Raw genomic sequence first — 22,234 nt, 5'->3', positions numbered from 1 at the left:
CCACCGCCGGGCGGTGAATCTCATGACCACGGCCGAGCCGTGCGGGATCACGGCCACGGCCGAGCCGTGCGAGATCACGGGGGTCCGGCCTTGTATCCCACTCCTCGAACAGTCAGCACCACCTGCGGGTTCTCCGGGTCCTTCTCGACCTTGGCGCGCAGGCGTTGGACATGCACGTTCACCAAACGGGTGTCGGCGGGGTGCCGGTATCCCCACACCTGTTCGAGCAGCACATCACGAGTAAACACCTGCCGCGGTTTGCGTGCCAGCGCCACCAGTAGGTCGAACTCGAGCGGCGTCAGTGAGATCTGTTCGCCCTGCCGGGTGACCTTGTGTGCCGGCACGTCGATGTCGACGTCACCGATGGACAGCATTTCGGCGGGCTCGTCCTCGTTGCGCCGCAGCCGGGCGCGCACGCGGGCGACGAGCTCCTTGGGCTTGAAGGGCTTCATCACGTAGTCGTCCGCGCCCGATTCCAGACCCAGCACCACATCCACGGTGTCGGTCTTGGCGGTCAGCATGACGATCGGCACACCGGAGTCGGCGCGCAGCACCCGGCACACGTCGATCCCGTTCATGCCGGGCAGCATCAAGTCGAGCAGCACCAGGTCGGGCCGCAGTTCGCGGACTGCAGTGAGCGCTTGGGTGCCGTCACCGATGACCGCGGTGTCGAAGCCTTCGCCCCGCAGCACGATGGTGAGCATCTCGGCCAGCGAAGGGTCATCGTCGACAACCAGAATCCTTTGCCTCATGGAGTCCATGGTGTCACCGAATTGCGATAAACCCCGGCTACCACACGGCGCGTTTCGCATGTTGACCGGCTGAGGGGGCCGGTGCGGCCTATCGGGCGCCCAGTTGCGCCGCGAGCGCAGCGGCATCGACGTCGGGTCCGGCGGTCTCCCAGCGGCCGCACCAGCCGCCGGCGGCCAGCGCGGTATAGACGTCGGAGGTGCGCTGCTGCAGCCCGCCGTCGCGTTCATAGGCATCCTTGGGCCGGCCGACCTCGGTGTTGGCGCGGTGTTCGGCCCGCTGAGCCGCCAGTTCGGTCGGGACGGCCAGCAGCACCTGGGCATCCGGTCTGGGCAGCGCGAGCCGCTCGTACTCGAGGACACGCACCCAGTCGACGACCTCCCCGTCGGCACCCTGGTGCAGGCGCGCGGCGCTGTAGGCGGCGTTGGACGCGACGTAGCGGTCGAGGAGCACGACGTCGTAAGCGGCCTGCAGGCGCTCGATCTCGGCACGGGCGCGCGCCCGGTCGAGCGCGAACAGCAGCGCCATCGCGTAGACCGAATCCGCCAGGTCACCGTGGGCTCCGTGCAGCGCCTCGGCGGCCATATCGGCCTCGACGGAGTGGCCGTAGCGCGGAAACGCCAGGCTGCTCACCGTTCGGCCGGCGGCCTCGAATGCCGTTCGCAGGCCGTTGGTCAGCGTCCGCTTGCCGGCACCGTCGACACCCTCGATCACGATGAGCACGCGGCGAGCGTAGCCGGACCCGCCGATGAGTTCCGTCAGCACCGATGGTCTGTTCAGATGAGCATCGACACATCCAGGAGGAAGACAGATGACGGTCGGCACGCGCGAACAGTGGCGAGCCGCATACGAGCGGCAGCTGGCGAAGGAGAAGGAGCTGACCCGACGGTCAACCGAGCTCGCCCGGGAACGTCAGGCGCTGCCCTGGGTGCGGGTCGACAAGCAGTATCAGTTCGACACCACGGCAGGGCGGCGAACGCTCGCGGAGTTGTTCGACGGTCGTTCACAGCTGATCGTGCGGCACTTCATGCATGGGCCGAAGACTCCGGAGGGCTGCCCGGGGTGCACGTTCGAAACCGACAACCTGGTCGGCGCGGTGCCGCATCTGGCGCACCGGGACGTGACGTTCATCCTCTCGTCGCGGTCGCCGCTGCCTGTACTCACCGCGTACAAGCAGCGGATGGGTTGGGACATCGAGTGGGTGTCCTCTGGCGGCACCGACTTCGACGCCGACTTCTTCGAGTACATGCATGTTCCGACGCCACGCCGCGACTACGGGTCGGGTAGCGGGAGCATGCTCGACGTCATGGAGTTGATGGCGCTGAGCTGCTTCGCGCTGGAGGATGGAGTCGTCTACCACACGTACTCGACCTACGACCGCGGCACCGAGGCCCTGAACGCGACGTGGCAGCTGCTGGACCGGGCGCCGAAAGGGCGTGGCGAGGACTTCTCCGACTGGCCGCGCAAGCGCGACGAATATCCGGCGTAGCAACGGCTCCGCGGGCGTTGCGCCCGCAGTCAAACCTCGTGTTCAGCCGGATCGGCGGCGGTCGCGTCCGAAGTCGTTGCAACCGTTGCAGATTCGTGAGCCGCCGTGCTCCGAACCTAGAGCAAAGTTAGGTCACAGCGGATTCGCCGGCGTGACGTAACGTGCGGCCTCTGCAGCATGGTCGGCAGCGACGTAAACGTCGTAGCGTTGGGCTTCCAAGGTCTGAATACTCGAGAAGTCCCGGCTGCCCCGAGTGGACCAATGGGCGACGAAGCCGAAGACAGCACCCCAGAACGCGCCGATGACCAGCGCGATCAAGACGACCCATATCCATAACGGACCGACGGCGAAGATAGCGAAGAGCAGGCCGATCAACAGGCCGAACCATGCACCGCTGCCGGCGCCCGCCAGCGCGGCTTTCCCGTTCGTCATCCGGCCGGTCACGCGCTCGACCGTTCGTACCCCGTCGCCCACGATGCTGACGTGGGCCACCGGAAAGCCGCCGTCGGACATGCGGTCCACCAAGTGTTGCGCGTCGGGATAGTTGTCGAACGACGCGATGACCTCGCGCCTGGCCGACGCGGCGGCGGGTTGATCGGACGGGCGGTGTGGGGTGGTCATTGTCTTGTCCCTCCAGACGTGTGGATACCGCGAACGGGTACCCGCCGCCGTGAACGCGTATTCGTCATGCGGACGGCCAGATTGCCGAGCGGTTCATCGCGGTTGAGGCGCCATCCCGCTTCACCCATGGGACAGAGAAACTCCGCCGACCGGCCGACAGCGATGGTGCCCTGCATGAAGTGCGCCGTATGTTCGCCGAATGACCTACTCCATCGTCGCTCGTGACGCCCGGACCGGCCTGATGGGCGTCGCCTGCCAATCTCAGGCGTTCGCGGTGGGCAGCAGCGTTCCGTGGGCGATGTCGGGCAGCGGGGCGATCGCTACCCAGTCGATGGGTGAACCCATGTACGGCGAACTAGGTCTGGACATCCTGCGCTCGGGGCTGACCGCAGGCGAGGCGCTGACCGCGTTGCGCAGCGTGGACGCGAATCCTGAACGCCGCCAGGTGGCAATGATCGACACCTGCGGCAACATCGCTGTCTACACCGGTGAAGCGTGTGTCCCCGCGGCCGGTCACCTCGAGGGCAATGGCTGCGTGGCCCTCGCGAACATGGTTGTCTCAGAAGCCGTCTGGGAGGCCATGGTCGACGCTTGGGAGCACACGGAGGCATCGGTGCCGGCGCGGCTGGCCCGGGCGCTACATGCGGCAGAAGACGAAGGCGGTGACATTCGCGGCAAGCGCTCAGCGGCGATGGTCGTCGTCGACCCCACCACGACCGGTCGGCCGTGGCACGACCGCCTGGTCGATCTGCGTGTCGACGACCACGAGGATCCGCTCGGCATGCTGGATCAGCTTCTCGCGCTCAATACTCGCTACCACAATGCCGTGGAAGCATTCGATCTCGCACTTGGCGGCAACACCCAAGACGCGCTCGCCAGACTCGACGGGGCACCTGCTCCGGATCCCTTGCGGGATCCCGACATCGCGTTGTGGACCGCACTTGTGTTGGCACTGGCCGGCCGTGAGGACGACGCCGCCCGTGTGCTGGCCGGGTTGTCGTCGGCTGCACCCCAGTTTCTCGAAGCTGCACGCCGCTTCGACGAGGTGCGGCTTCTTCCCCCGAACACGCCCGTCATCCGGTTGCTCGACGAACTACAGCGCTAGCGTCCTGCGGACACGACGCTCTAGAAGCGCCCGCAATTGGAAGCGGTCGGTTTGCCGTTGAACCGGTCGGCGATCCACTGCATCGCCGGTTCCCCGTCGACGAGCATCGGCAGCGCGTGATTGACCATCGCTTTGTTCAGAAACGGCGGTTGCTCGTTGGTACGCGCCTCGACGTCGGCGCCCTGGGCGCACCAGTCGCGACCGAGCTGCATCGCCGGCGCCCAAGGAACCAGCGGATCGAACCGGTTCGCGTTGATCAGCACCGGGGCATTGGGTTTCATGCGCCCCAGCCTCTGTTCGTCGAACAGCGACTTGAACGGCTCCTTTTCGACGAGCGCGAATATGTCCCGGTTGAAGTAGGGCTGCAGGTGTCGAAACATGAACTTCGTGAGCGTCTCTGCGACGCACTGGTCTTGCACCTTGAAGAGCATGTCAGCGCCGCGCGGGGTCAGCGTCGCCCTGATCGCTTCCTCGTGTTCGGGGTAGGCCGCCATCACTCCATTCAGCGCATAACCCACGGCTCCGATCAACATGCTGCCGTCGATGAACGGGAACAGGGCCTTGAGGTCGGCCGGCGGCGCGCCGGCGTAGGAGCCGACCACGTGGAGTTCGGGCGCGTATGACGACGCCATCTCGGCTGCGGATGCCGCCGCGCCCCCGCCCTGCGAGTAGCCCCAGAACGCAACGGGCCCATGCTGAGTCAGAGACGTGCCGGGTAAACGCTTGGCGGCGCGCGCCGCGTCGAGCATCGCGTGGCCCTGCGACACCCGATTCGCATAGGTGTGCAGCCCCGGGGTGCCCAAGCCCTCGTAATCGGTCATGACGATCGCGAAGCCGCGCGCGACCATCGTCGCGACGAACAGCTCTTCGTAGTTGAAAGCCAAATCGAGGTAAGGCGACCAATGGATGCCCTGATTGAACTGTCGAGACGGTGCGCACTGGTCGCCTTGCCCTTGCGTTCCGGGACCGTAGACGATCAGCGGGCGCGTCCCCCGCCCCGGCCAGGGGACGTGCGGCTCGAAGTAGGTACCGGTGACGACGTTCGGGTTTCCGCGAGCGTCGTTGCTGCGGTACATGATTCGTGTCCCGTCGGCCATGATCATGCCGAGCTGACCCGATGGCTCCAACACCAGCCGGGACGGCTCGGAGCGGACGACGTCGCCAGGTTGGCCCGGCGGCAACGGATCTGGCGGAGTGTAGAACGCCTGGTATTCGTCTTCGTTGAAGTAGGGATGATGGTCGTCGATGGTCGGGTCGTCGGCTGCCGCCGTCGCCGTTCCCGTAGTGAGGAAGAAGCTCAACAGTGCGACGACAACCCGGAATCCCCGACCCACGGCGCGAACGTTAACAGTTCGGCAACGGCCGGGGGCGCCAAGACGAGCACCGAAACGGAGCCTGGGCGAGCACAACGGCGGGACGACCAAATTGGTGTCAAGAGCCGTTGCCCGCGTGTGAGATACTGGTGGCGTTTAGCTGGCCGTGTCCGTGCCGGGCCTCCCCTACCTGTGGTTGATCCGACATTTGTGCTGTTGAGAGGCGATTTTGAGCGAGTTGCAAGTTGATGAGGCGACCGTCGCTGCGGTAGCTGGCGATTTGCGCGCGGTTGCAGAGGAGACGCGGTCAGGCCTGTCTGGCCTCGACGGGCAGTTGTCGCGCCTGCTCGGTTCCGGCTGGACCGGTCAGGCCGGCTCGGCGTTCGGTGACGTGTGGCAGCGGTGGCACGAGGGCGCGGCGCAATTGCTGGGCGGCCTGGACAAGATGGCGGCGTTGCTCGACGACGCCGCCCAGGCGTACCACCAGACCGATACCTCCGGCGGGGACGCGATCGATTCGGCGGGTATGTGATGGCGAGCTTCAGCGTGGACCTGCCGGCGTTGTTGGCATCCGTCGACCAGATATCGGCCTTTCATGGTCAGCTCGAGCAGTCGCTGTCGCGCGTCAGGGCGTCGGCAGAGTCGCTCGGGCTGTCGTGGCACGGGGACGCGGCCAGCGCGCAGCAGTCGGCGCAGGCGCAGTGGAACAGCGGGGCCGAGGAGTTGCGTGCAGCGTTGGGGCAGCTGCGCGATATCGCCGAACAAGCGCACGGCAACTATTCAGAGGCCGCGAGGATGAATACCCAGATGTGGTCGTAGGTTTCGCGTGGCACCGATAACCGTTGATCCGGAGGTACTTTCGGGTGCCGGCGAGTCGATCAGCTCGGTGGGCGACGAAATCGCTGCTGCGGTGAGCACATTGACGGCGAGCCTGTCCGGTGGCGCGCGGTCTGGAACCGATCCGGCGGGTGCGGTGTTCGGGCATTCCTATCAGCAACTGGCCCAGGGCCTGCTGGATGCGGGCGCGGAGGCGGTCAACGCGGGTCGCAGCGTGGGTTTCGGTGTGCAGATGTCGGCGACGAACTATTCGCGTGCCGATGCAGCGTCGACAATCGATGGTGCTACGACCGCATTGGCTCCGCCTGATACGCCTGCGGAGTTCAGTGCGCCCGCCGCGCCGTCCGCACAGGGCGGTGGGGTTCCGCCACCGTTGTTGTGGTCGGTGATCCAGTCGTTCATCCCCGATGTGTGGCCGGACGGCGATCCGGCCTCGCTGCGCAGCACCGGCAATGCGTGGCAGACCTTCGCGACCGCTATTGGCGGCATCGCTGGACACCTCACTGGACCGTCGGGAGTGGTTGGCAGCCAACAGATTCCCGAGGGCGGCGCCATGACGACGGCCATCACCAAGCTGACGGAAAGCCTCAACAACATCGCCACCGAGGCGGGGAATTTGGCGACGCAGACGCTGGAATTCGCCGATGACGTCGAGAACACGCAGAACGCCATCCGGGATCTGCTGGATCGAGTCTCACCGTCGGGATTCTTCGACGGTCTGAAAGCGGTGTTCTCCGGCGACGCCCTCGAAGAGCTCAAGGAAGTCGCCGACGACGTCAAGACGGTGCTCGGCGGGTACGGACGCCAGGCAGAGGCGCGGCGCGACGTGCTGCAGATCGCGATGGGCGCCGTTGACGACGCGATCGTTTCAGTGGAGCAGTGGGCGCGGCGCGAGTTCCCCAAGTACCTCGGCGACGACGTGGGCAATGCCTTGGCGACGTCGCTGGACTTCCAATTGACTTTGCGCCAAGGCATTTTGGCGGGAGCGGTCGACACGATCGACAGCTTCGGACAGCTCGATCCGTTGCGGTTCGCGTACGACCCTGAGGGGGCCAAAGACGCCTGGGCGGGGATGGCTGAGAGCCTGGGCGAAAGCCTCCTGTATGCGACCCCGACGGGAATCATGTCGAATCCCGTTGGAGCGTTCAACCATTACAAAGACCAAGCCGCGGATGTGGTGCACGCCGAGGACTGGTCGTCGGAGCGGTCGGGCTTCGGCCTGGGGAAGATCCTTTTCGATGTCGGTGCCGCCGCGATCCCGGGTGGTGCCGCGGCGCGCGGCACCAAGGCTGCCGTGGACGCGGGCATCGACGCGCCGTCGCCCGGGAGGACGGTTGACGGCCCGGGTGGGGCCAGCAATTTCACGTCGGCCACCCAGCGCGTCGACGACATCACGCAGTCGCTCGACGAACTGGGCAATGACGTTCGAACAGCGCCCATGTCTACTCCGGGCAGCGGGCCGCGCATTCCAGACGAGCTGGCCATTCCGATGAATACTCCTGAGGCACCACGCATTCCGGACTCACGGACTCCGACGGGCGCGGCGGCACCACTGACACCGGATCGGTCGTCAGCACCGCAGTCGTCAGCGCCGGTTGATTCGTCGCCCGGGTCTCAGACTTCAGCGCCGGTCGACCGTTCGCCCGATCCCCAATCGTCAACGTCCGCAGAAACTCCGTTGCAGTCGCCGGCGGGCGGCTCGGCGGTTCCTCGCCGCCGGCCGCCAGCGCGCCGGGAACGGTCGATGCGCCATCCGCTCCCAGCCATGGCCCATCATCAAGCGGGTCACCTCCCGACAGCGTCGGCAGCAGTCTGCCCGAATCCGTTCCACACGCGTTCGATAGATCAACAACACAGGCATCGGACGCGCCGCCGTTGGATAGCGGTGACGTTGGCCAACCACGCGACATTGATCCGCAATCTTCAGGAAGCTCGAGCCCAACGTACGACGGTGGTGATGGCAATGGCAGCCGTGAAGACCAACCCGAGCCCAGTGAAACCGGTATGCCAAACAGCCACGGAGCTGGCCCGCACCTGGACCCGGTTCATTCTCAAGAGCAATCAGGCGACGGTTGGCATCGGCTCGAGGACAAACCCATCGATCCGAATTACGGGCAACCGCTTCCGGAGCACTGGGACTTCCCACACAATCCGACGGATCCAACGGGAATTGATGAAGGCGTCAAACGTCTAATTACTGATCGCGAGGCTCCATTCGGTCGTGCGTCGGATGGGCACGCATACTCGCAGCAGGAATACGAAGAGCGCTTCAACAAGGTCTCCGAAGACGGTGACCGCTGGATCAACTACCCCGACAACGATGGCGCAATGCCCGACACCAAGGTTGCCTTTACCGACGCGCACGCGTACGTCCGTGAATATGGAAACGTTGTCGACCGGATCGGAAACGACAATGGCGGCTACCTCGCAGCTGTCGAGCATGGCAAACCGGCCTCATGGGAAGGACGCGCACTGCACGTCAACTCCTTGTGCGATCCGTATAACGCATACCGCCTTGACCCCGACAAGGTCCCCACTGGTTGGACAATTGAGGCGTCGGAAGTAGCGCCGGCCCTCGGACAGCCAGGCGGTGCGATCCAGGTGCGGATCCTCGGATCGGATGGGAAGTCTGTACCAGTTCACATCCTCAACACGTTAGGCATACTCGAATGACCAGCAAGCTTGTCCTCGCGCAAGAGGTTATCGATAGCGCGATCGATGCGGAATTTGACGTCAGGACAGCCGATTTATCCAGCGACGGCCGGGTGACCTTCACGTCCGGACTTGGTGAAACACGAATAATGGTAGGTAGCGAGGCTGATGGCACATTAGCGGTCAATCAATCAGATCGCTTACAACCCGAATACACCGTGCTTCGCGCCCCGGCACTAGCCACTGTGGAACGATACTTGCTGTTAAACTTCGGCCCGACCGCCCGGTCCCGTAAACGGTTGCCGCGTGTACGTATTCCGGCCGATCCGGACCGTACAGCGCCCGGATTCGAACTTTCATCGACTCCGGATGACGAGCGTCGGCTTGCACTTGTCACGGGTGAGGGCGAACTCGTCGCCGAGACTGAACGTGACCCCGTGGTGGGGACGATATTCCTCGTGAACCTTTCTTACCTCATGGCAGCGTCCATCGTAGACATCGTGGCTTCATACCGAAGTCCATCCGGTATTCCGTTGTTCGAGAACTTCGTTCAGCACACGAATGGAAGATAGCTAGCATTCCAATGCGAAGCACCCTGCAGGCATTCGAGAGGTGCACCGATGAGCCTGATTCTTCGTCTTCGGACGTCAGGATTTCGCCTCCGCATGCAGATGTTCATCCGAAGAGATTCCAAGCTAAGTGATAGCGGCCTAGATGAAGTTTCAGGACACGTTCGTACCAAGGGAGCACCTCCTGGCGAACCGTTGTTCCACGTATAGATACAAACTCGTCCACGTCTGAATACATATCGGGGGGCTTCATGACTGTTAACGCGCTCGACGCGTACGATCTCGGCTACGCCATGGGCTCGCTGATGATTCCGCTCATCGGTCTGATCCTTCTGACAATCGGTCTTGTTCAGCTGACCCGGTCGCCGAAACACTCGCCCCCGCGGCCTCGGCCGTATGGCGGACATCCGCAACCTCCGACTCAGTTCGGGCCGCCGCAATTTCCGCCCCCGCCCGGTTTTGGACCGCCGGGGCATCCGTCGTACGCACAGTCACCGGGCGCGCCGGCCAATCCGCCGCCCGCTGGTTATTGGCCTCCGCCCCGCCCCAAGCGGCGCGGTGTGGGGCTGATCATCACGGGCGCGGTGATCCTTGTTTTGTCTTTGTTGGTCGGCGGCCTCAGAGCCGCGGGGTCGGGCACCGCGGCTGACGAGTCGACCGGCATCGGCCACCTCGATTCCGGGGAGAGACTCGCGGTCGGCCAATGTGTCGCCCAGGACGAATTCGGTGACGGCGCACCGGCATCGACCGATTGCAGTGATCCCACAGCGACCATGGAGCTGGCCTCTCTCGGCGGACCGGATGCCGAGTGTCCAGACGGAAAGCGGCGCGACGCCACCGACTACACCACTCTGTTCTGGGACAATGCGACGATGTGCTTTCTCGCCAATCTCGTTGAGGGCGAATGTTATGCGCTCAATATGGAGAATAGGTTTGAGGCACCCTTCATCCGCGAAGACTGCGCCGGGTCAAGCGCGACCATCAGGATTGTCCAGCGGTTCGATGACACTACCGATGCGAAGCAATGCCCCACCGCTACGAAACCGATCTCGTACCCTCGTCCCGCGCGGTTGTACTGCCTAGAGTCGCTCCAATAGCGCAAAGCCGAAACTGCGGCCAGATCGCGATTTTCGTGCTGAACGCGATCTGACCGCAGTCTCGACGCAACAAATCAGTAGCGGTAGTGCTCCGGCTTGTACGGGCCCTCAACGTCGACGCCGATGTACTCGGCCTGCTCCTTGGTGAGCTTGGTCAGCGTGCCGCCGAGTGCCTCGACGTGGATGCGCGCGACCTTCTCATCGAGGTGCTTGGCCAACCGGTAGACCGCGTTGTCGTACTCGTCGTTCTTCGTCCACAGCTCGATCTGCGCGATCACCTGATTCGAGAAGCTGTTGCTCATCACGAACGACGGGTGGCCCGTCGCGTTACCCAGGTTTAGCAGCCGGCCCTCGGACAGCACCACGATCGACTTGCCGTCGTCGAAGATCCACTGGTCGACCTGCGGCTTGATGTTGAGCTTCTTGGCGCCCGAGCGCTCGAGGGCCGCCATGTCGATCTCGTTGTCGAAGTGGCCGATGTTGCCCAGGATCGCCTGGTCCTTCATTGCCCGCATGTGCTCGAGGGTGATGATGTCCTTGTTGCCCGTGGCCGTGATGACGATGTCGGCCTGGCTGATCCCGTCCTCGACGGTCACGACATCGAAGCCGTCCATCAGCGCCTGCAGTGCGTTGATCGGGTCGATCTCGGTGACCGCGACGCGTGCGCCCTGACCGGCCAGCGATTCCGCGCAGCCCTTGCCCACGTCCCCGTAACCACAGATCAGCACCTTCTTGCCGCCGATCAGCACGTCGGTGCCGCGGTTGATGCCGTCGATGAGCGAGTGCCGGGTGCCGTACTTGTTGTCGAACTTCGACTTCGTCACCGAGTCGTTGACGTTGATCGCCGGGAACGGCAGTTCGCCCGCGGCCTCGAACTGGTACAGCCGCAGCACGCCGGTCGTCGTCTCCTCGGTGACGCCCTTGACCGCCTCGGCGATCTTGGTCCACTTGTCCTTGTCGGTCTCGAAGCGTTCCCGCAGCACGCCGAGGAACACCTTCCACTCCGCCGGGTCGTCTTCCTCGGCGGGCGGAACGACGCCCTGCTTCTCGTACTGCGCGCCGCGCAGCACCATCATGGTGGCGTCGCCGCCGTCGTCGAGAATCATGTTTGCCGGCTCGCCCTCCCAGGTGAGCATCTGCTCGGCGGCCCACCAGTACTCCTCGAGCGTCTCGCCCTTCCACGCGAACACCGGGGTGCCCTTCGGCTCCTCCGGCGTGCCGTGCGGGCCGACGACGACGGCCGCGGCGGCGTGGTCCTGGGTGGAGAAGATGTTGCAGGAAGCCCATCGAACCTCCGCACCCAGCGCGGTCAGGGTTTCGATCAGCACCGCCGTCTGCACGGTCATGTGCAGCGAGCCCGAGATCCGGGCACCCTTGAGCGGCTGCACGTCGTGGTACTCCTCGCGCAACGCCATCAGACCGGGCATCTCGTGCTCGGCCAGGCGGATCTCCTTGCGGCCGAAGTCAGCGAGAGATAGGTCGGCCACCTTGTAGTCGATCCCGTTGCGGGAGTCGGCCTTCAGCTCAGTCATGTAGAGCCCCTTTTCGTTCGTCTTTGCTCTGGGCGCACGGACGGGCACACCGGCGACGGCCGTGCGAAACCCCTAGCCTGCGGGCTCGCGGGACAGGCGCTGGGCGCTCTGACAGCTAAGGGGTATCGATAACACCGTAGCGTTCGGCGAACGGCGTCATCAATCTGGCCAGGTCGCGCGCCACCACGTCGGTGGTCAAGTGGTCGGCCTCCGGCGGCATGGACACGTAGCTCATGGCGAGCCGGACGATGGCCCTGGCCAGCACTCCGGCGTCCTCCTCGCTGGCCTGCACCCAGCTGTCCATGAAGGTGGACGTCAACCGCTGGCTGCAGCGCGTGATGATCGGCCCGCTGTCGGTGGTGATGAGCTGCAGCAAATCGGGTTTGGCTTCACCGGTCAGCAACGAGATCACCAGCGGGTCGGCGGCGGACTCGGTGAAGAAGTCGCGAAACCCCTGCGAGAATGCCGCGTAGACGTCGCCGACGTTGCCTTCGATGGCGTCGTCGATCTGGTCGACGAGCCGGTCGGCGAGCCGCAAGGCATACGCCTGCGCCAGGCCCTGGCGGGAGCCGAACTCGTTGTAGATGGTCTGGCGGCTGATGCCCGCGGCCTTGGCCACGTGCGACAGCGTGATGGCCGACCAGTCGCGGGTGAGCAGCAGTTCACGCATGCCGTCGAGAATCGAATCGCGCAGCAGTACCCGCGATGCCTCGGCGTACGGGACGCGCTGGGCGGTTCGGCGCGGGCTACTCACACGCGCGACGTTAGTCGGTCCAGCCCCGGCGTTCGCCCAGACCGCCGTCACGGCCGGGCGACCTCCACCATCTCGAAATCCGACTTCGCCGCGCCGCAGTCCGGGCAGCTCCAGTCATCGGGGATGTCGTCCCAACGGGTACCCGGGGCGATGCCGTCTTCCGGCCAGCCCTTGGCCTCGTCGTACTCGAATCCACACTGCACGCAGACGAACAGCTTGTAATCCATGACTCTTTCCTCTTTCTCTCTGTTTGGCTCTGTGGTTCAAACGGGTTCGAAGTCGACCTTCTCGCGCACCGCGCAGTCCGGGCAGGCCCAGTCGTCGGGGATCTCGCTCCACGACGTACCGGCTGGAAAGCCCTCCCGCGGAGCGCCTTTCGTCTCGTCGTAGACGTAGTCACACCCCGGGCAGCGGTAGGTGCTCATTTGGAGACTCCAGTGGCCGCGTACTTGGCGAACACCTTGTCGCGGACCCGCGGGTGCACGTTGACCCGGGTGATGTCGCCGTCGTAGTGCTCGAGCACCCGGTGGTCCATCACGCGACGCCACAGGGGCGGGAAGTACGTCAGCGCGATCATCGACGCGTAACCGCTCGGCAGGTTCGGCGCACCCGCCATGCTGCGCAGCGTCTGATAGCGCCGAGTCGGGTTTGCGTGATGGTCGCTGTGTCGCTGCAGGTGATACAGGAACAGGTTGGTCACGATGTGGTCGGAGTTCCAACTGTGCACCGGCGCGCAGCGTTCGTAGCGGCCGCTTTCGAGCTTCTGCCGCAGCAGGCCGTAATGCTCGAGGTAGTTGACCGTCTCCAGCAGCGTGAAGCCGAACACCGCCGAGATCACGACGTACGGGATCAGTGCCCAACCGAACACCGCGATCAGCGCGCCGTAGAACACCACCGACATCGCCCACGCGTTGAGCACGTCGTTGGACCAGTGCCAGGGGCTCTTACCGGCGCGACGCAACCGCTGCGCCTCCAGCTCCCACGCCGAGCGCAGGCTGCCGAACACGCTGCGCGGCAGGAACTCCCAGAATGTCTCACCGAAGCGGGCCGACGCGGGATCCTCGGGTGTAGCAACCCGGACGTGGTGGCCGCGGTTGTGCTCGATGTAGAAGTGGCCGTAGCAGGTCTGCGCCAACGTGATCTTCGACAGCCACCGCTCCAGCGAGTCCTTCTTGTGGCCCATCTCGTGCGCGGTGTTGATGCCCACCCCTCCGAGCACACCCACCGACAGTGCCAGCCCGATCTTGGCCGGCCAGCCCAGACCGCCGTCGAACCCGAGCCAGCTCAGGTCCGACGCCGTGAACAGGTAGGCACCCAGGATCACGCTGGCGTACTGGAACGGGATGTAGATGTAGGTGCAGTATCGGTAGTACTTGTCGTTCTCCAGCCGCTCCATCACCTCATCGGGCGGATTCTGCCCGTCCGGCCCGAACCGCAAGTCAAGGGCGGGCAACAGGATGTAGAGCAGGATCGGTCCGATCCAAAACGGCACCTGAGCCGCCGCGTGCCAGCTCCACTGGTTGAACGCCCAGACCAGCGGAAGCATCACGAACAGCGCCGTCGGTGCGATCAGTCCCATCAACCACAGATAGCGCTTCCTGTCGCGCCACTGAGCGATGTCCTGCTCGGGTAATTGCGTGGTCACTACGTGCCTCCTGAAGTGAGTACCATCACGTTCTCGTCTTGACTATAGAGCCATATTTGTCGGCTGTCTAGACGTAGAGGCACCTTTTGTAAAGCAACGTAGAGCTGCGTGACCGTGAGCCCGCAGCCACGTACGGTTTCAGGCCAAGGCCCCGAATCCGTACCAGAATGAGCGCTCGGCGCCCGCCGCCGAGCCCCGTCAGCGCACCGAGATCGCTTCCGTCTCCCGCCGGCCCAGCACCGAGTGACGGCGGCCGTAGACGAAGTAGAGGATCACGCCGATCGCCATCCAGACCAGGAAGCGAATCCAGGTCAACGCCGTGAGGTTCAGCATCAGCCAAACGCAGGCCACGATCGAGGCGATCGGCAGCCACGGCACGCCCGGCGCCCGGAAGCCCCGCTCGAGGTCCGGCCGGGTGCGCCGCAGCACGATCACGCCGGCGGACACCAGAACGAACGCGAACAGCGTTCCGATGTTGACCATCTCCTCGAGCTTGTCCATGGGGAACACCGATGCGGTGACGGCCACGAGAGCGCCGACGATCAGCGTGATGCGCACCGGTGTGCCGCGCCGCCCGGTCTTGGCCAGAGCCCGGGGAAACAGCCCGTCGCGCGACATCGCGAACAACACGCGGGTCTGCCCGAGCACCAACACGATCACCACGGTGGTCAACCCGGCGAGCGCACCGATCGAGATGATCTTGGCCGCCCAGTCGATTCCGTTGGCGCTGAAGGCCGTCGCAAGGTTGGCCTTCTCCCCCGCCTCGCGCAATACGCTGTAGTGCACCATGCCGGTCAACACGACCGCCACCGCGACGTAGAGCACGGTGACGATCGCGAGCGAGGCCAGAATGCCCCGGGAGACGTCGCGCTGCGGGTTCTTGGTCTCCTCCGCGGTGGTGGCGACGATGTCGAACCCGATGAAGGCGAAGAAGACGATCGAGGCGCCCGCCAGCAAGCCGTACCAGCCGTAGCTGCTGCCCTCGGCGCCCGTGAGCAAGGACAGCAGTGACTGATCGGTGCCGCTACCGCCCTCGCCGCGCTCGCCCGGCGGCAGGAACGGGGAATAGTTCGCCACCTTGATGTAGAAGGCGCCGACCGCGACCACCAGCAGCACAACCGCCACCTTGATCACGGTGATCGCCAGGCTGACCCCCGCGGAGAGCTTGGTGCCCAACGCAAGAATGACGGTGACGAACGCGATGATCAGCAGCGCACCCCAATCCAACCGCACTGCACCGAAATCTGCTGTGCCACCGCCGAACTCGAACACTGCACCCAGATAACTCGACCACCCCTTGGCCACCACCGCCGCGGCGACCGCGAACTCGAGGATCAGGTCCCACCCGATGATCCAGGCGACGAACTCGCCGAACGTCGCGTAGGAGAACGTGTAGGCGCTGCCGGCGACCGGCACCGTCGAGGCGAATTCGGCGTAGCACAGCGCAGCCAGACCGCAGGCGATCGCGGCGAGCACGAACGAGATCGAGATCGCCGGGCCGGTGAGATTGCCCGCCGTCGACGCCGTGATGGTGAAGATGCCGGCGCCGATCACCACGGAGACGCCGAACACGGTGAGGTCCCACCAGTTCAGGTCCTTGCGCAACCGGGTGTCCGGTTCGTCGGTGTCGGCGATCGACTGCTCCACCGACTTCGTTCGCCGAGCCATGACGCTTCCTCCTGGTGGGTGCCCTGCCCGCAATGTAGCTAGTACTGTGCACCCGATGGGGCGGAGTTATAAACACGTCGCCGTCATCGGGGGGAGCCTGGCGGGATTGTGTGCGGCGCGGGTGCTCTCCGACGTCAGCGAGCGGGTCACGGTTTACGAGCGCGACGACCTGCCCGACGGCCCGGCGAATCGCGCCGCGGTACCGCAGGGCCGCCATGTCCACCTGTTGATGGCGCGCGGCGCCGACGAGTTCGAAAAGCTCTTCCCGGGCCTGCTCGCCGACATGGTGGCCGACGGTGTGCCGATCCTGGAGAACCGGCCGGACTGTATCCACTTCGGCGCCGCCGGCCATGTCCTGGGCACCGCACACCGACTGCGGAACGAGTTCACCGCCTACGTACCGAGCCGCCCACAACTGGAATGGCAGATCCGCAAGCGCGTGAAGAACATCGACAACGTCGAGATCGTGCACGCCGCCGTCACCGAGCCCACCCACGATGCTGCGCGCGAACGGGTGACCGGCGTGCTGCTCGACTCCGGTCAGACAGTCGCCGCCGATCTCGTCGTCGATGCCACCGGCCGCGGCACCCGGCTGCCCGGATGGCTCGAAAAGTGGGGTTACGAACGTCCGGCCGAGGAAACCGTCGACGTCGGAATCGGCTACGCCAGCCACCAGTTCCACGTCCCCGAGGGTCTGCTCGCCGAAAAGGTTGTGGTCGCAGGAGCTTCGCGGGCACAACCGCTCGGCATCGGCATGCTGTTCTACGAGGACGGCAACTGGAACGTCACGACCTTCGGCGTCGGAAAGGTCCAGCCGCCGCAGAACGTCGCACAGATCCTCGACCTGGCCGACGAGATCCTGCCCGCGCACGTGTCTGCCGCGCTGCGTCAAGGGACGCCGCTGGGCGAGATGGCGTTTCACCGGTACCCGACGAGTCGTTGGCGTCGCTACGACGACCTCGAGCGCTTCCCCGCGGGCATCTTCCCGTTCGGCGACGCCGTCGTCAGCTTCAACCCGACCTTCGGCCAAGGCATGACCATGACGGCCATCCAGGCCGGCAATCTGCGCACGGTGCTGGAGTCGGGCGATGCCGATGTCGTGGGCCGACTGGCGAAGGCCACGGCGAAGACGACTTGGCCGGTCTGGATGATGACGGCCATCGGCGACCTCACCCTGCACAACGCGACCGGCAAGTCGAAATGGTGGTACAAGCCGGTGGGCGAGCTGTTCGATCAGTTCCTCGGCGCAGCAGAGACCGACCCCGTTCTGGCCGAGTGGTTTCTGCGCCGGTTCAGCCTGCTCGACAGCCTCTACATGGTTCCGTCGCCGCGGCTTGTCGGTCGCACCATCCGCCACAACATGCGGTTGTGGTTGGCCGAGAAACGGGCTGCCGAGAAACCGGTTCGGGCCCCGCAATCGGCATGAGGGGCCGGTGCGCGGTGATCGTCCCGGTAATTTGGTAGCCATGGCGAGGACGCGATGAGCGCGGGTCTGTTCGGGCTTCTCGACGACGTTGCGGTGCTGGCGCGGATGGCGGCCGCATCGGTCGACGACATCGGCGCGGCAGCGGGCCGTGCGACAGCCAAGGCCGCCGGGGTGGTTGTCGACGACACCGCGGTGACGCCGCAGTACGTGCACGGCCTCACCGCCGACCGCGAGTTGCCGATCATCAAACGGATCGCCATCGGATCGCTGCGCAACAAGCTGCTGTTCATCCTGCCGGCCGCCATGCTGCTCAGCCAGTTCGCGCCGTGGCTGCTCACCCCCCTGTTGATGGTCGGCGCCACCTACCTGTGCTACGAGGGCGCCGAAAAGGTGTGGGGCCGCTTGAGTAAACACGGCGGGCACGACCAGCAGGCCGTCCCCACCGCCGCCATCGGCGTGGACGCCGAGAAACAGATGGCCGCGGGCGCGATCCGCACCGACTTCATCCTGTCCGCCGAGATCATGGTAATCGCGCTGAACGAGGTGGCCAGCGAACGGTTCTGGCCGAGGTTGATCATCCTGATCGTGGTCGCGATCGTCATCACGCTTGCCGTCTACGGTGTCGTCGGACTGATCGTGAAGATGGACGACATCGGACTGCGCCTCACCCAGCGCACGTCATCGTTCGCACAGAAGGTGGGCCGCGGACTGGTCGTGGGGATGCCCAAACTGCTCGCGGCGCTGTCGACCATCGGGACGGTCGCGATGCTGTGGGTGGGCGGTCACATCCTGCTCGTCGGGACCGACGACGTGGGTTGGCACGCTCCGTACGGGCTGGTGCACCACGCGGAGGACTTCATCCACCACGCCGTGCGGGGCGCCGGCGGCGTGTTGGCATGGCTGACCAACACCGCGGCGTCGGCCGTCATCGGATTGGCCGTCGGCGCCGTGATCGTGGCGATCATGCATGTTTTGCCCTTCGGCAGGCGCACCAAGGACGACACGCCGCACTGAGCGCGCGCTAGATCCCGACGGTCGCGCGGAACAGTTTCGTCGGCTGCGTCGCGGCGAGCCGGATCGGTCCCTCGTCGGCCGACACCCACGCCGCCGATCCCTTGTTCAGCGTGACCACGCCGCCCTTGGCGTGCACGACGGTCGAGCCCTCGGTGCACAACAGGATCTGCGGACCGTCGTGTCGCGTGGGCGCGTCGATCTCGTGGCCCGTCCGGTCCCCGTCGATGTGCAGCACCGACACCGCGAACTCCGGCGCCGGGGTGCGGTACACCGACTCGATGCCGTCCTCGACCTCCTCGGGCCGTACCACCACGTCGGCGGCGGGCGTGAAGTCGAGAACACGCAACAACTCCGGCACGTCGACGTGCTTGGGGGTGAGCCCACCGCGTAACACGTTGTCGGAGTTGGCCATCACCTCCACTCCGACGCCGTTGAGGTAGGTGTGCAGGTTGCCCGCGGGCAGATATATTCCTTCGCCCGGCTTCAACGTGATGCGGTTGAGCAGCAACGAGGCGAGCACACCCGCATCGCCGGGATATCGTTCGCCGAGTTCCAGTACCGTCTTGGCCTCGGCCGCGAATTCTCTTCTGCCCGAACGGACATAGTGAATGGCGCCGTCGATCACCGCGGGCACCAGCACGTCGAGGTCGGGTTGCGGCGCGGTGATCCAGGTGGTGAACAACGCGCGTAGTCCGCCGGCGTCGGGTTGGCCGGAAAGCAGGTTGACGTACGGATCGAGATCGGTGACCGCGAGCGCCCGCATCAACTCGATGCTCCCCTCGGCCGGCCGGAAACCCGCCAGCGCCTCGAACTGGCTCAGGGCGACGATCAATTCGGGCTTGTGGCTGGGATCGCGGTAATTGCGGTTCGGCGCCGACACGGGAATGCCCAGTCTGTTCTCCCGCTCGAAACCCTCCAGCGCCTGTTCGGCGCTGGGGTGCGCCTGCAGCGACAGCGGTTCGTCTGCGGCCAGCACCTTCACCAGGAAGGGCAGCGTGTCACCGAACCGCGCACACACCGCCGCACCCAACTGCCCCTCGGGATCGTCACGCAGTGCCGCGAGCAGCGAACGCTGGCCGTCCTCGGTCACCAGCATGGCCGGATCGCCCGGGTGCGCACCGAACCACAATTCCGCTTCAGGATGCGCTGTGGGACAGTCCCTTCCGGTGAACTCGGCAATGTCGGTGCGCGAACCCCAGGCATAGGTCCGCACCGCTCCGCGTAGCAGGTGCACTTGGCTAACCTCGAACTAGTTTCAGGTACACGGCGGTCATTTCCAGCCGGACGGCCAGCATCGCCAGCTGTTGTTCCAGACGTCCCGCCGCCGACGACGCATCCGGAACGGCCGCTCCCTCGGGCAGTTCGGGCACGTCCTGGGCGCTGATCACGTCGACGTCGTCCAGATCCGCGGCTCGGGCGAGCACGGTCGGCCGCTCCGCGTCGGTGGTCAGCACGAACGTGCGCGCCCGCGGTGGAAGCGGACCGTCGATCTGCTCGTCGTGGAAGATCGACCGTTCCCGGTCGCTCGCCGACGTGGCCCCCATGCCGCCGCGCAGCGCCACCAGTGCGTCGGCCAAGCCGACCGCGGCGACCACTCGATGGGCGACGCGCAGCAGAACGGCGGCGCAGTGCCGGGCCACCGCGAGCGTCGCCGCGCTGTCACCGGACAGCACGACATCGCGGTCCGACATCTGCTCGGCCAGCGTCTTGGCCGGATTGGTGAACAGTTCGCGCGCGGCGCTGTTGCGAAGCGCCTCGGCATCGAGTTCGTCGGCCAACGCCGCCAGGTCGACGTGCATGGCCGGATCGACGACGCTCAGCGTCGCCAGCCCGACGGCGAGGTAGCGCACCAGACCGAATTCGTCGGGCACCCAGATGCGCGGCGCCAGCACCACGGCCCTGCCCGCCGCGACGTCACGCAACGGGCCTTCGTACGGCGCGGCGACGACCACCCGCGCGCCGCGTCGCACCCCGGTCGCGGCGGCGTTCACCAGCGCGGGATCCCCCGCATCGTCGCCCGCGACGACCAGCACGTCCAACGGACCGATCCACGGCGGCACCTCCGCGGCGACGACGATCGGTGCCGCCACCGACGCGCCGAACGCCGCGGCCAGCACCGCCCCCGCGGTCTCGGAGTTCCCGCGACCGGCAACCCAGATCAACGTGCGGGGCGGGCCGTCGGCCCGTAACGATTCGAGTTCTCCCTCGTCCAGCGCGGAGGCGGTGGCCCGCACCTGGGCACCGGCTGTCGAAGCGGCGCGCAGCAGGCCCTCGCGGTCGGCGGCGAGAAGACCGTCGACGTCGTCGAGGTTCACCACCGCTGCCGAGGACGGCGGACCGGCAGTCACGTCGCGGCCTTGGATTGGGAAGGAACCTGCGCGCGAACCGTCCTGGAGATTTCGCCGACGATCGCGTCGACCTCCTCGGTGCTGCGGGCTTCGACGTTGAGCCGCAGCAGCGGTTCGGTATTGGACATGCGCAGGTTGAACCAAATCCCCCCACCGAGGTCGACCGTGACCCCATCGAGGTGGTCGATCGAGTGGATCCGCGAGCCGAACGCCTTGAGCACGTCGTCCACACATCGCTCGGCATCGGTGACCGTGAAGTTGATCTCCCCGGATGCTTCGTAGCGCTGATAGTCGGCCATGAAGTCCGACAACGGCCGGTCCTGCTCACCCAGCGCGGCCAGCACGTGCAACGCGGCCAGCATGCCGGAGTCGGCACCCCAGAAGTCGCGGAAGTAGTAGTGCGCCGAATGTTCGCCGCCGAAGATCGCACCGGTGTCGGCCATCAGCGCCTTGATGTAGGAGTGCCCGACGCGGCTTCGCACCGGCGTACCGCCCCGCTCGGTCACCAGCTCGGGCACTGCCCGCGAGGTGATCAGGTTGTGAATCACCGTGGCGCCGATCTCCCTACCGAGTTCGCGTGCGGCCACCAGCGCGGTCACCGCCGACGGCGACACCGGATGCCCCTTCTCGTCGACGACGAAACACCGGTCGGCGTCGCCGTCGAAGGCCAGCCCGATGTCGGCGCCGGATTGGACGACGTACTCCTGCAGATCGGCCAGGTTGGCGGGGTCCAGCGGGTTGGCCTCGTGGTTCGGGAAGGTCCCGTCGAGCTCGAAGTACAGCGGCGACAACGTGATCCCGGAGATCGGGCCCAGCACCGCGGGAGCGGTGTGGCCGGCCATCCCGTTCCCCGCGTCGACGGCGACCTTCAGCGGTCGCAACTCCGCCAGGCTCACCAGCGAACGCAGAAACTCGCCGTATTCGCCCAACACGTCGCGGTCGCTGATGCTGCCGTGCGCACCGTCGTAGCCGGGGACACCGGCGATGACCTCTTCGGCGATGCTCGACAAGCCGGTGTCCTTGCCCACCGGTTTCGCACCGGCACGGCATAGTTTGATGCCGTTGTAGGCGGACGGGTTGTGGCTGGCGGTGAACATCGCGCCGGGGCAGTCCAGCAGACCCGATGCGAAGTACAACTGATCAGTCGAGGCGAGCCCGATCCGCACTACGTCGAGGCCCTGCCCAGTCACGCCCTCGGCGAATGCCGCCGCCAGCGCCGGCGAACTCGCCCGCATGTCGTAACCGATCACCACCTGCGACGCGCCGTCGCGCATGAGACGGGCGAAGGCACCGCCGACGTCGGCGACGAACTGCTCATCGAGTTCGGATCCGACCAGGCCACGCACGTCATAGGCCTTGATGACGCGATGAACAGCCGCGGCGGGCCGTGACATAGAACTCCTTGTGACGTGGT

General features: G+C 65.7%; 23 protein-coding genes. 10 read left to right on the top strand and 13 right to left on the bottom strand.

The features are described from left to right. Positions 1-74 precede the first annotated feature (74 nt). Together mtrA and AU188_RS21945 are read right to left on the bottom strand one after the other, a co-directional pair. Positions 75-761 (bottom strand): two-component system response regulator MtrA, encoded by a 687-nt coding sequence (gene mtrA, locus AU188_RS21950; protein WP_059099010.1) that lies wholly within the window; start codon positions 759-761, stop codon positions 75-77. Between the two features lie 79 nt (positions 762-840). After that, positions 841-1,473 carry a dTMP kinase gene (locus AU188_RS21945; protein WP_059165721.1) on the bottom strand — a complete coding sequence of 211 codons (633 nt, stop codon included), beginning with the start codon at positions 1,471-1,473 and terminating at the stop codon, positions 841-843. Between the two features lie 88 nt (positions 1,474-1,561). Between AU188_RS21945 and AU188_RS21940 the strand changes: the two genes are divergently transcribed. Next, the gene (locus tag AU188_RS21940) at positions 1,562-2,239 is read left to right on the top strand and encodes a DUF899 domain-containing protein (RefSeq protein WP_059165588.1); all 678 of its coding nucleotides are present in this window, start codon (positions 1,562-1,564) and stop codon (positions 2,237-2,239) included. Positions 2,240-2,371: 132 nt separating this feature from the next. Here the strand turns inward: AU188_RS21940 and AU188_RS21935 are convergent, their stop codons facing one another. Beyond that, complete coding sequence (locus AU188_RS21935; protein WP_059165587.1) at positions 2,372-2,860, bottom strand: YflT domain-containing protein; 489 nt, start codon at positions 2,858-2,860, stop codon at positions 2,372-2,374. A gap of 199 nt (positions 2,861-3,059) precedes the next feature. Between AU188_RS21935 and AU188_RS21930 the strand changes: the two genes are divergently transcribed. Beyond that, complete coding sequence (locus AU188_RS21930) at positions 3,060-3,965, top strand: DUF1028 domain-containing protein (protein ID WP_059099013.1); 906 nt, start codon at positions 3,060-3,062, stop codon at positions 3,963-3,965. Positions 3,966-3,985: 20 nt separating this feature from the next. Here AU188_RS21930 and AU188_RS21925 read toward each other — a convergent pair whose 3' ends face one another. Beyond that, entirely contained in the window at positions 3,986-5,269 is a 1,284-nt protein-coding gene (locus AU188_RS21925; protein ID WP_156426789.1) for a lipase family protein, read from the bottom strand. A gap of 238 nt (positions 5,270-5,507) precedes the next feature. Between AU188_RS21925 and AU188_RS21920 the strand changes: the two genes are divergently transcribed. The 6 genes from AU188_RS21920 to AU188_RS25390 all read left to right on the top strand — a co-directional run bounded on the left by AU188_RS21920 (position 5,508) and on the right by AU188_RS25390 (position 10,433). Next, positions 5,508-5,810, top strand: coding sequence for a WXG100 family type VII secretion target (locus tag AU188_RS21920; protein WP_059165585.1), 303 nt, complete (start codon positions 5,508-5,510; stop codon positions 5,808-5,810). Continuing rightward, positions 5,810-6,097, top strand: a complete 288-nt coding sequence (locus tag AU188_RS21915) for a WXG100 family type VII secretion target (RefSeq protein WP_156426776.1) — start codon at positions 5,810-5,812, stop codon at positions 6,095-6,097. Before AU188_RS21920 ends, AU188_RS21915 begins: the two co-directional genes overlap by 1 nt. A 91-nt stretch (positions 6,098-6,188) precedes the next feature. Continuing rightward, positions 6,189-8,309 (top strand): WXG100-like domain-containing protein, encoded by a 2,121-nt coding sequence (locus AU188_RS25600; protein WP_172799571.1) that lies wholly within the window; start codon positions 6,189-6,191, stop codon positions 8,307-8,309. Positions 8,310-8,443: 134 nt separating this feature from the next. Then, positions 8,444-8,788 (top strand): TNT domain-containing protein, encoded by a 345-nt coding sequence (locus AU188_RS25595; protein WP_172799570.1) that lies wholly within the window; start codon positions 8,444-8,446, stop codon positions 8,786-8,788. Beyond that, positions 8,785-9,339 (top strand): Imm61 family immunity protein, encoded by a 555-nt coding sequence (locus tag AU188_RS25110; RefSeq protein ID WP_082686741.1) that lies wholly within the window; start codon positions 8,785-8,787, stop codon positions 9,337-9,339. Before AU188_RS25595 ends, AU188_RS25110 begins: the two co-directional genes overlap by 4 nt. A 248-nt stretch (positions 9,340-9,587) precedes the next feature. After that, the gene (locus AU188_RS25390) at positions 9,588-10,433 is read left to right on the top strand and encodes a hypothetical protein (RefSeq protein ID WP_156426775.1); all 846 of its coding nucleotides are present in this window, start codon (positions 9,588-9,590) and stop codon (positions 10,431-10,433) included. A gap of 74 nt (positions 10,434-10,507) precedes the next feature. Here AU188_RS25390 and ahcY read toward each other — a convergent pair whose 3' ends face one another. The 6 genes from ahcY to AU188_RS21870 form a co-directional block, all read right to left on the bottom strand. After that, the gene (gene ahcY, locus AU188_RS21895; protein ID WP_059165580.1) at positions 10,508-11,965 is read right to left on the bottom strand and encodes an adenosylhomocysteinase; all 1,458 of its coding nucleotides are present in this window, start codon (positions 11,963-11,965) and stop codon (positions 10,508-10,510) included. A 115-nt stretch (positions 11,966-12,080) separates the two neighbouring features. Then, positions 12,081-12,719: a TetR family transcriptional regulator AlkX gene (gene alkX, locus AU188_RS21890; protein WP_059165579.1), complete on the bottom strand. Its 639-nt coding sequence runs from the start codon at positions 12,717-12,719 to the stop codon at positions 12,081-12,083. 47 nt (positions 12,720-12,766) lie between these two features. Beyond that, complete coding sequence (locus tag AU188_RS21885; RefSeq protein WP_059099021.1) at positions 12,767-12,946, bottom strand: rubredoxin; 180 nt, start codon at positions 12,944-12,946, stop codon at positions 12,767-12,769. A 36-nt stretch (positions 12,947-12,982) separates the two neighbouring features. Further along, positions 12,983-13,144, bottom strand: coding sequence for a rubredoxin (locus AU188_RS21880; RefSeq protein ID WP_059165578.1), 162 nt, complete (start codon positions 13,142-13,144; stop codon positions 12,983-12,985). Continuing rightward, positions 13,141-14,298: an alkane 1-monooxygenase gene (locus AU188_RS21875; protein WP_286137634.1), complete on the bottom strand. Its 1,158-nt coding sequence runs from the start codon at positions 14,296-14,298 to the stop codon at positions 13,141-13,143. Before AU188_RS21875 ends, AU188_RS21880 begins: the two co-directional genes overlap by 4 nt. 264 nt (positions 14,299-14,562) lie before the next feature. After that, complete coding sequence (locus AU188_RS21870) at positions 14,563-16,032, bottom strand: amino acid permease (protein WP_059165576.1); 1,470 nt, start codon at positions 16,030-16,032, stop codon at positions 14,563-14,565. A 55-nt stretch (positions 16,033-16,087) separates the two neighbouring features. Here AU188_RS21870 and AU188_RS21865 point away from each other — a divergent pair, with 55 nt between their 5' ends. Together AU188_RS21865 and AU188_RS21860 are read left to right on the top strand one after the other, a co-directional pair. Next, on the top strand, positions 16,088-17,458 hold the full coding sequence (locus AU188_RS21865; RefSeq protein ID WP_059165575.1) for an FAD-dependent oxidoreductase: 1,371 nt from the start codon (positions 16,088-16,090) through the stop codon (positions 17,456-17,458). A gap of 54 nt (positions 17,459-17,512) precedes the next feature. Beyond that, positions 17,513-18,472, top strand: a complete 960-nt coding sequence (locus AU188_RS21860; protein ID WP_059165574.1) for a DUF808 domain-containing protein — start codon at positions 17,513-17,515, stop codon at positions 18,470-18,472. Positions 18,473-18,479: 7 nt separating this feature from the next. Here AU188_RS21860 and manA read toward each other — a convergent pair whose 3' ends face one another. From manA to AU188_RS21845, 3 genes are read right to left on the bottom strand one after another with little or no spacing between them, the layout of a single operon-like run. Beyond that, positions 18,480-19,706: a mannose-6-phosphate isomerase, class I gene (gene manA / locus AU188_RS21855; protein ID WP_059165573.1), complete on the bottom strand. Its 1,227-nt coding sequence runs from the start codon at positions 19,704-19,706 to the stop codon at positions 18,480-18,482. Between the two features lie 4 nt (positions 19,707-19,710). After that, positions 19,711-20,820 carry a hypothetical protein gene (locus AU188_RS21850; RefSeq protein WP_059165572.1) on the bottom strand — a complete coding sequence of 370 codons (1,110 nt, stop codon included), beginning with the start codon at positions 20,818-20,820 and terminating at the stop codon, positions 19,711-19,713. Further along, positions 20,817-22,214, bottom strand: a complete 1,398-nt coding sequence (locus AU188_RS21845; protein ID WP_059165571.1) for a phosphomannomutase/phosphoglucomutase — start codon at positions 22,212-22,214, stop codon at positions 20,817-20,819. Before AU188_RS21845 ends, AU188_RS21850 begins: the two co-directional genes overlap by 4 nt. Between the last annotated feature and the right edge of the window lie 20 nt (positions 22,215-22,234).

Origin of the sequence: Mycobacterium sp. IS-3022 (assembly GCF_001500065.1) — a bacterium.
In the GTDB taxonomy this organism is placed as follows: Bacteria; Actinomycetota; Actinomycetes; order Mycobacteriales; family Mycobacteriaceae; genus Mycobacterium.
Note: the sequence above shows the minus strand (reverse complement) of the source record. Positions and strands in the feature narration are given on the sequence as shown.

Excerpts from the sequence above, each read along its gene's own strand:
- mtrA (WP_059099010.1), bottom strand. The coding sequence starts at position 761 with ATGGACTCCATGAGGCAAAGGATTCTGGTTGTCGACGATGACCCTTCG.
- AU188_RS21940 (WP_059165588.1), top strand. The coding sequence starts at position 1,562 with ATGACGGTCGGCACGCGCGAACAGTGGCGAGCCGCATACGAGCGGCAG.
- AU188_RS21935 (WP_059165587.1), bottom strand. The coding sequence starts at position 2,860 with ATGACCACCCCACACCGCCCGTCCGATCAACCCGCCGCCGCGTCGGCC.
- AU188_RS21930 (WP_059099013.1), top strand. The coding sequence starts at position 3,060 with ATGACCTACTCCATCGTCGCTCGTGACGCCCGGACCGGCCTGATGGGC.
- AU188_RS21915 (WP_156426776.1), top strand. The coding sequence starts at position 5,810 with ATGGCGAGCTTCAGCGTGGACCTGCCGGCGTTGTTGGCATCCGTCGAC.
- AU188_RS25595 (WP_172799570.1), top strand. The coding sequence starts at position 8,444 with ATGCCCGACACCAAGGTTGCCTTTACCGACGCGCACGCGTACGTCCGT.
- AU188_RS25110 (WP_082686741.1), top strand. The coding sequence starts at position 8,785 with ATGACCAGCAAGCTTGTCCTCGCGCAAGAGGTTATCGATAGCGCGATC.
- AU188_RS25390 (WP_156426775.1), top strand. The coding sequence starts at position 9,588 with ATGACTGTTAACGCGCTCGACGCGTACGATCTCGGCTACGCCATGGGC.
- ahcY (WP_059165580.1), bottom strand. The coding sequence starts at position 11,965 with ATGACTGAGCTGAAGGCCGACTCCCGCAACGGGATCGACTACAAGGTG.
- AU188_RS21885 (WP_059099021.1), bottom strand. The coding sequence starts at position 12,946 with ATGGATTACAAGCTGTTCGTCTGCGTGCAGTGTGGATTCGAGTACGAC.
- AU188_RS21880 (WP_059165578.1), bottom strand. The coding sequence starts at position 13,144 with ATGAGCACCTACCGCTGCCCGGGGTGTGACTACGTCTACGACGAGACG.
- AU188_RS21875 (WP_286137634.1), bottom strand. The coding sequence starts at position 14,298 with ATGGGACTGATCGCACCGACGGCGCTGTTCGTGATGCTTCCGCTGGTC.
- AU188_RS21870 (WP_059165576.1), bottom strand. The coding sequence starts at position 16,032 with ATGGCTCGGCGAACGAAGTCGGTGGAGCAGTCGATCGCCGACACCGAC.
- AU188_RS21865 (WP_059165575.1), top strand. The coding sequence starts at position 16,088 with ATGGGGCGGAGTTATAAACACGTCGCCGTCATCGGGGGGAGCCTGGCG.
- AU188_RS21860 (WP_059165574.1), top strand. The coding sequence starts at position 17,513 with ATGAGCGCGGGTCTGTTCGGGCTTCTCGACGACGTTGCGGTGCTGGCG.
- AU188_RS21845 (WP_059165571.1), bottom strand. The coding sequence starts at position 22,214 with ATGTCACGGCCCGCCGCGGCTGTTCATCGCGTCATCAAGGCCTATGAC.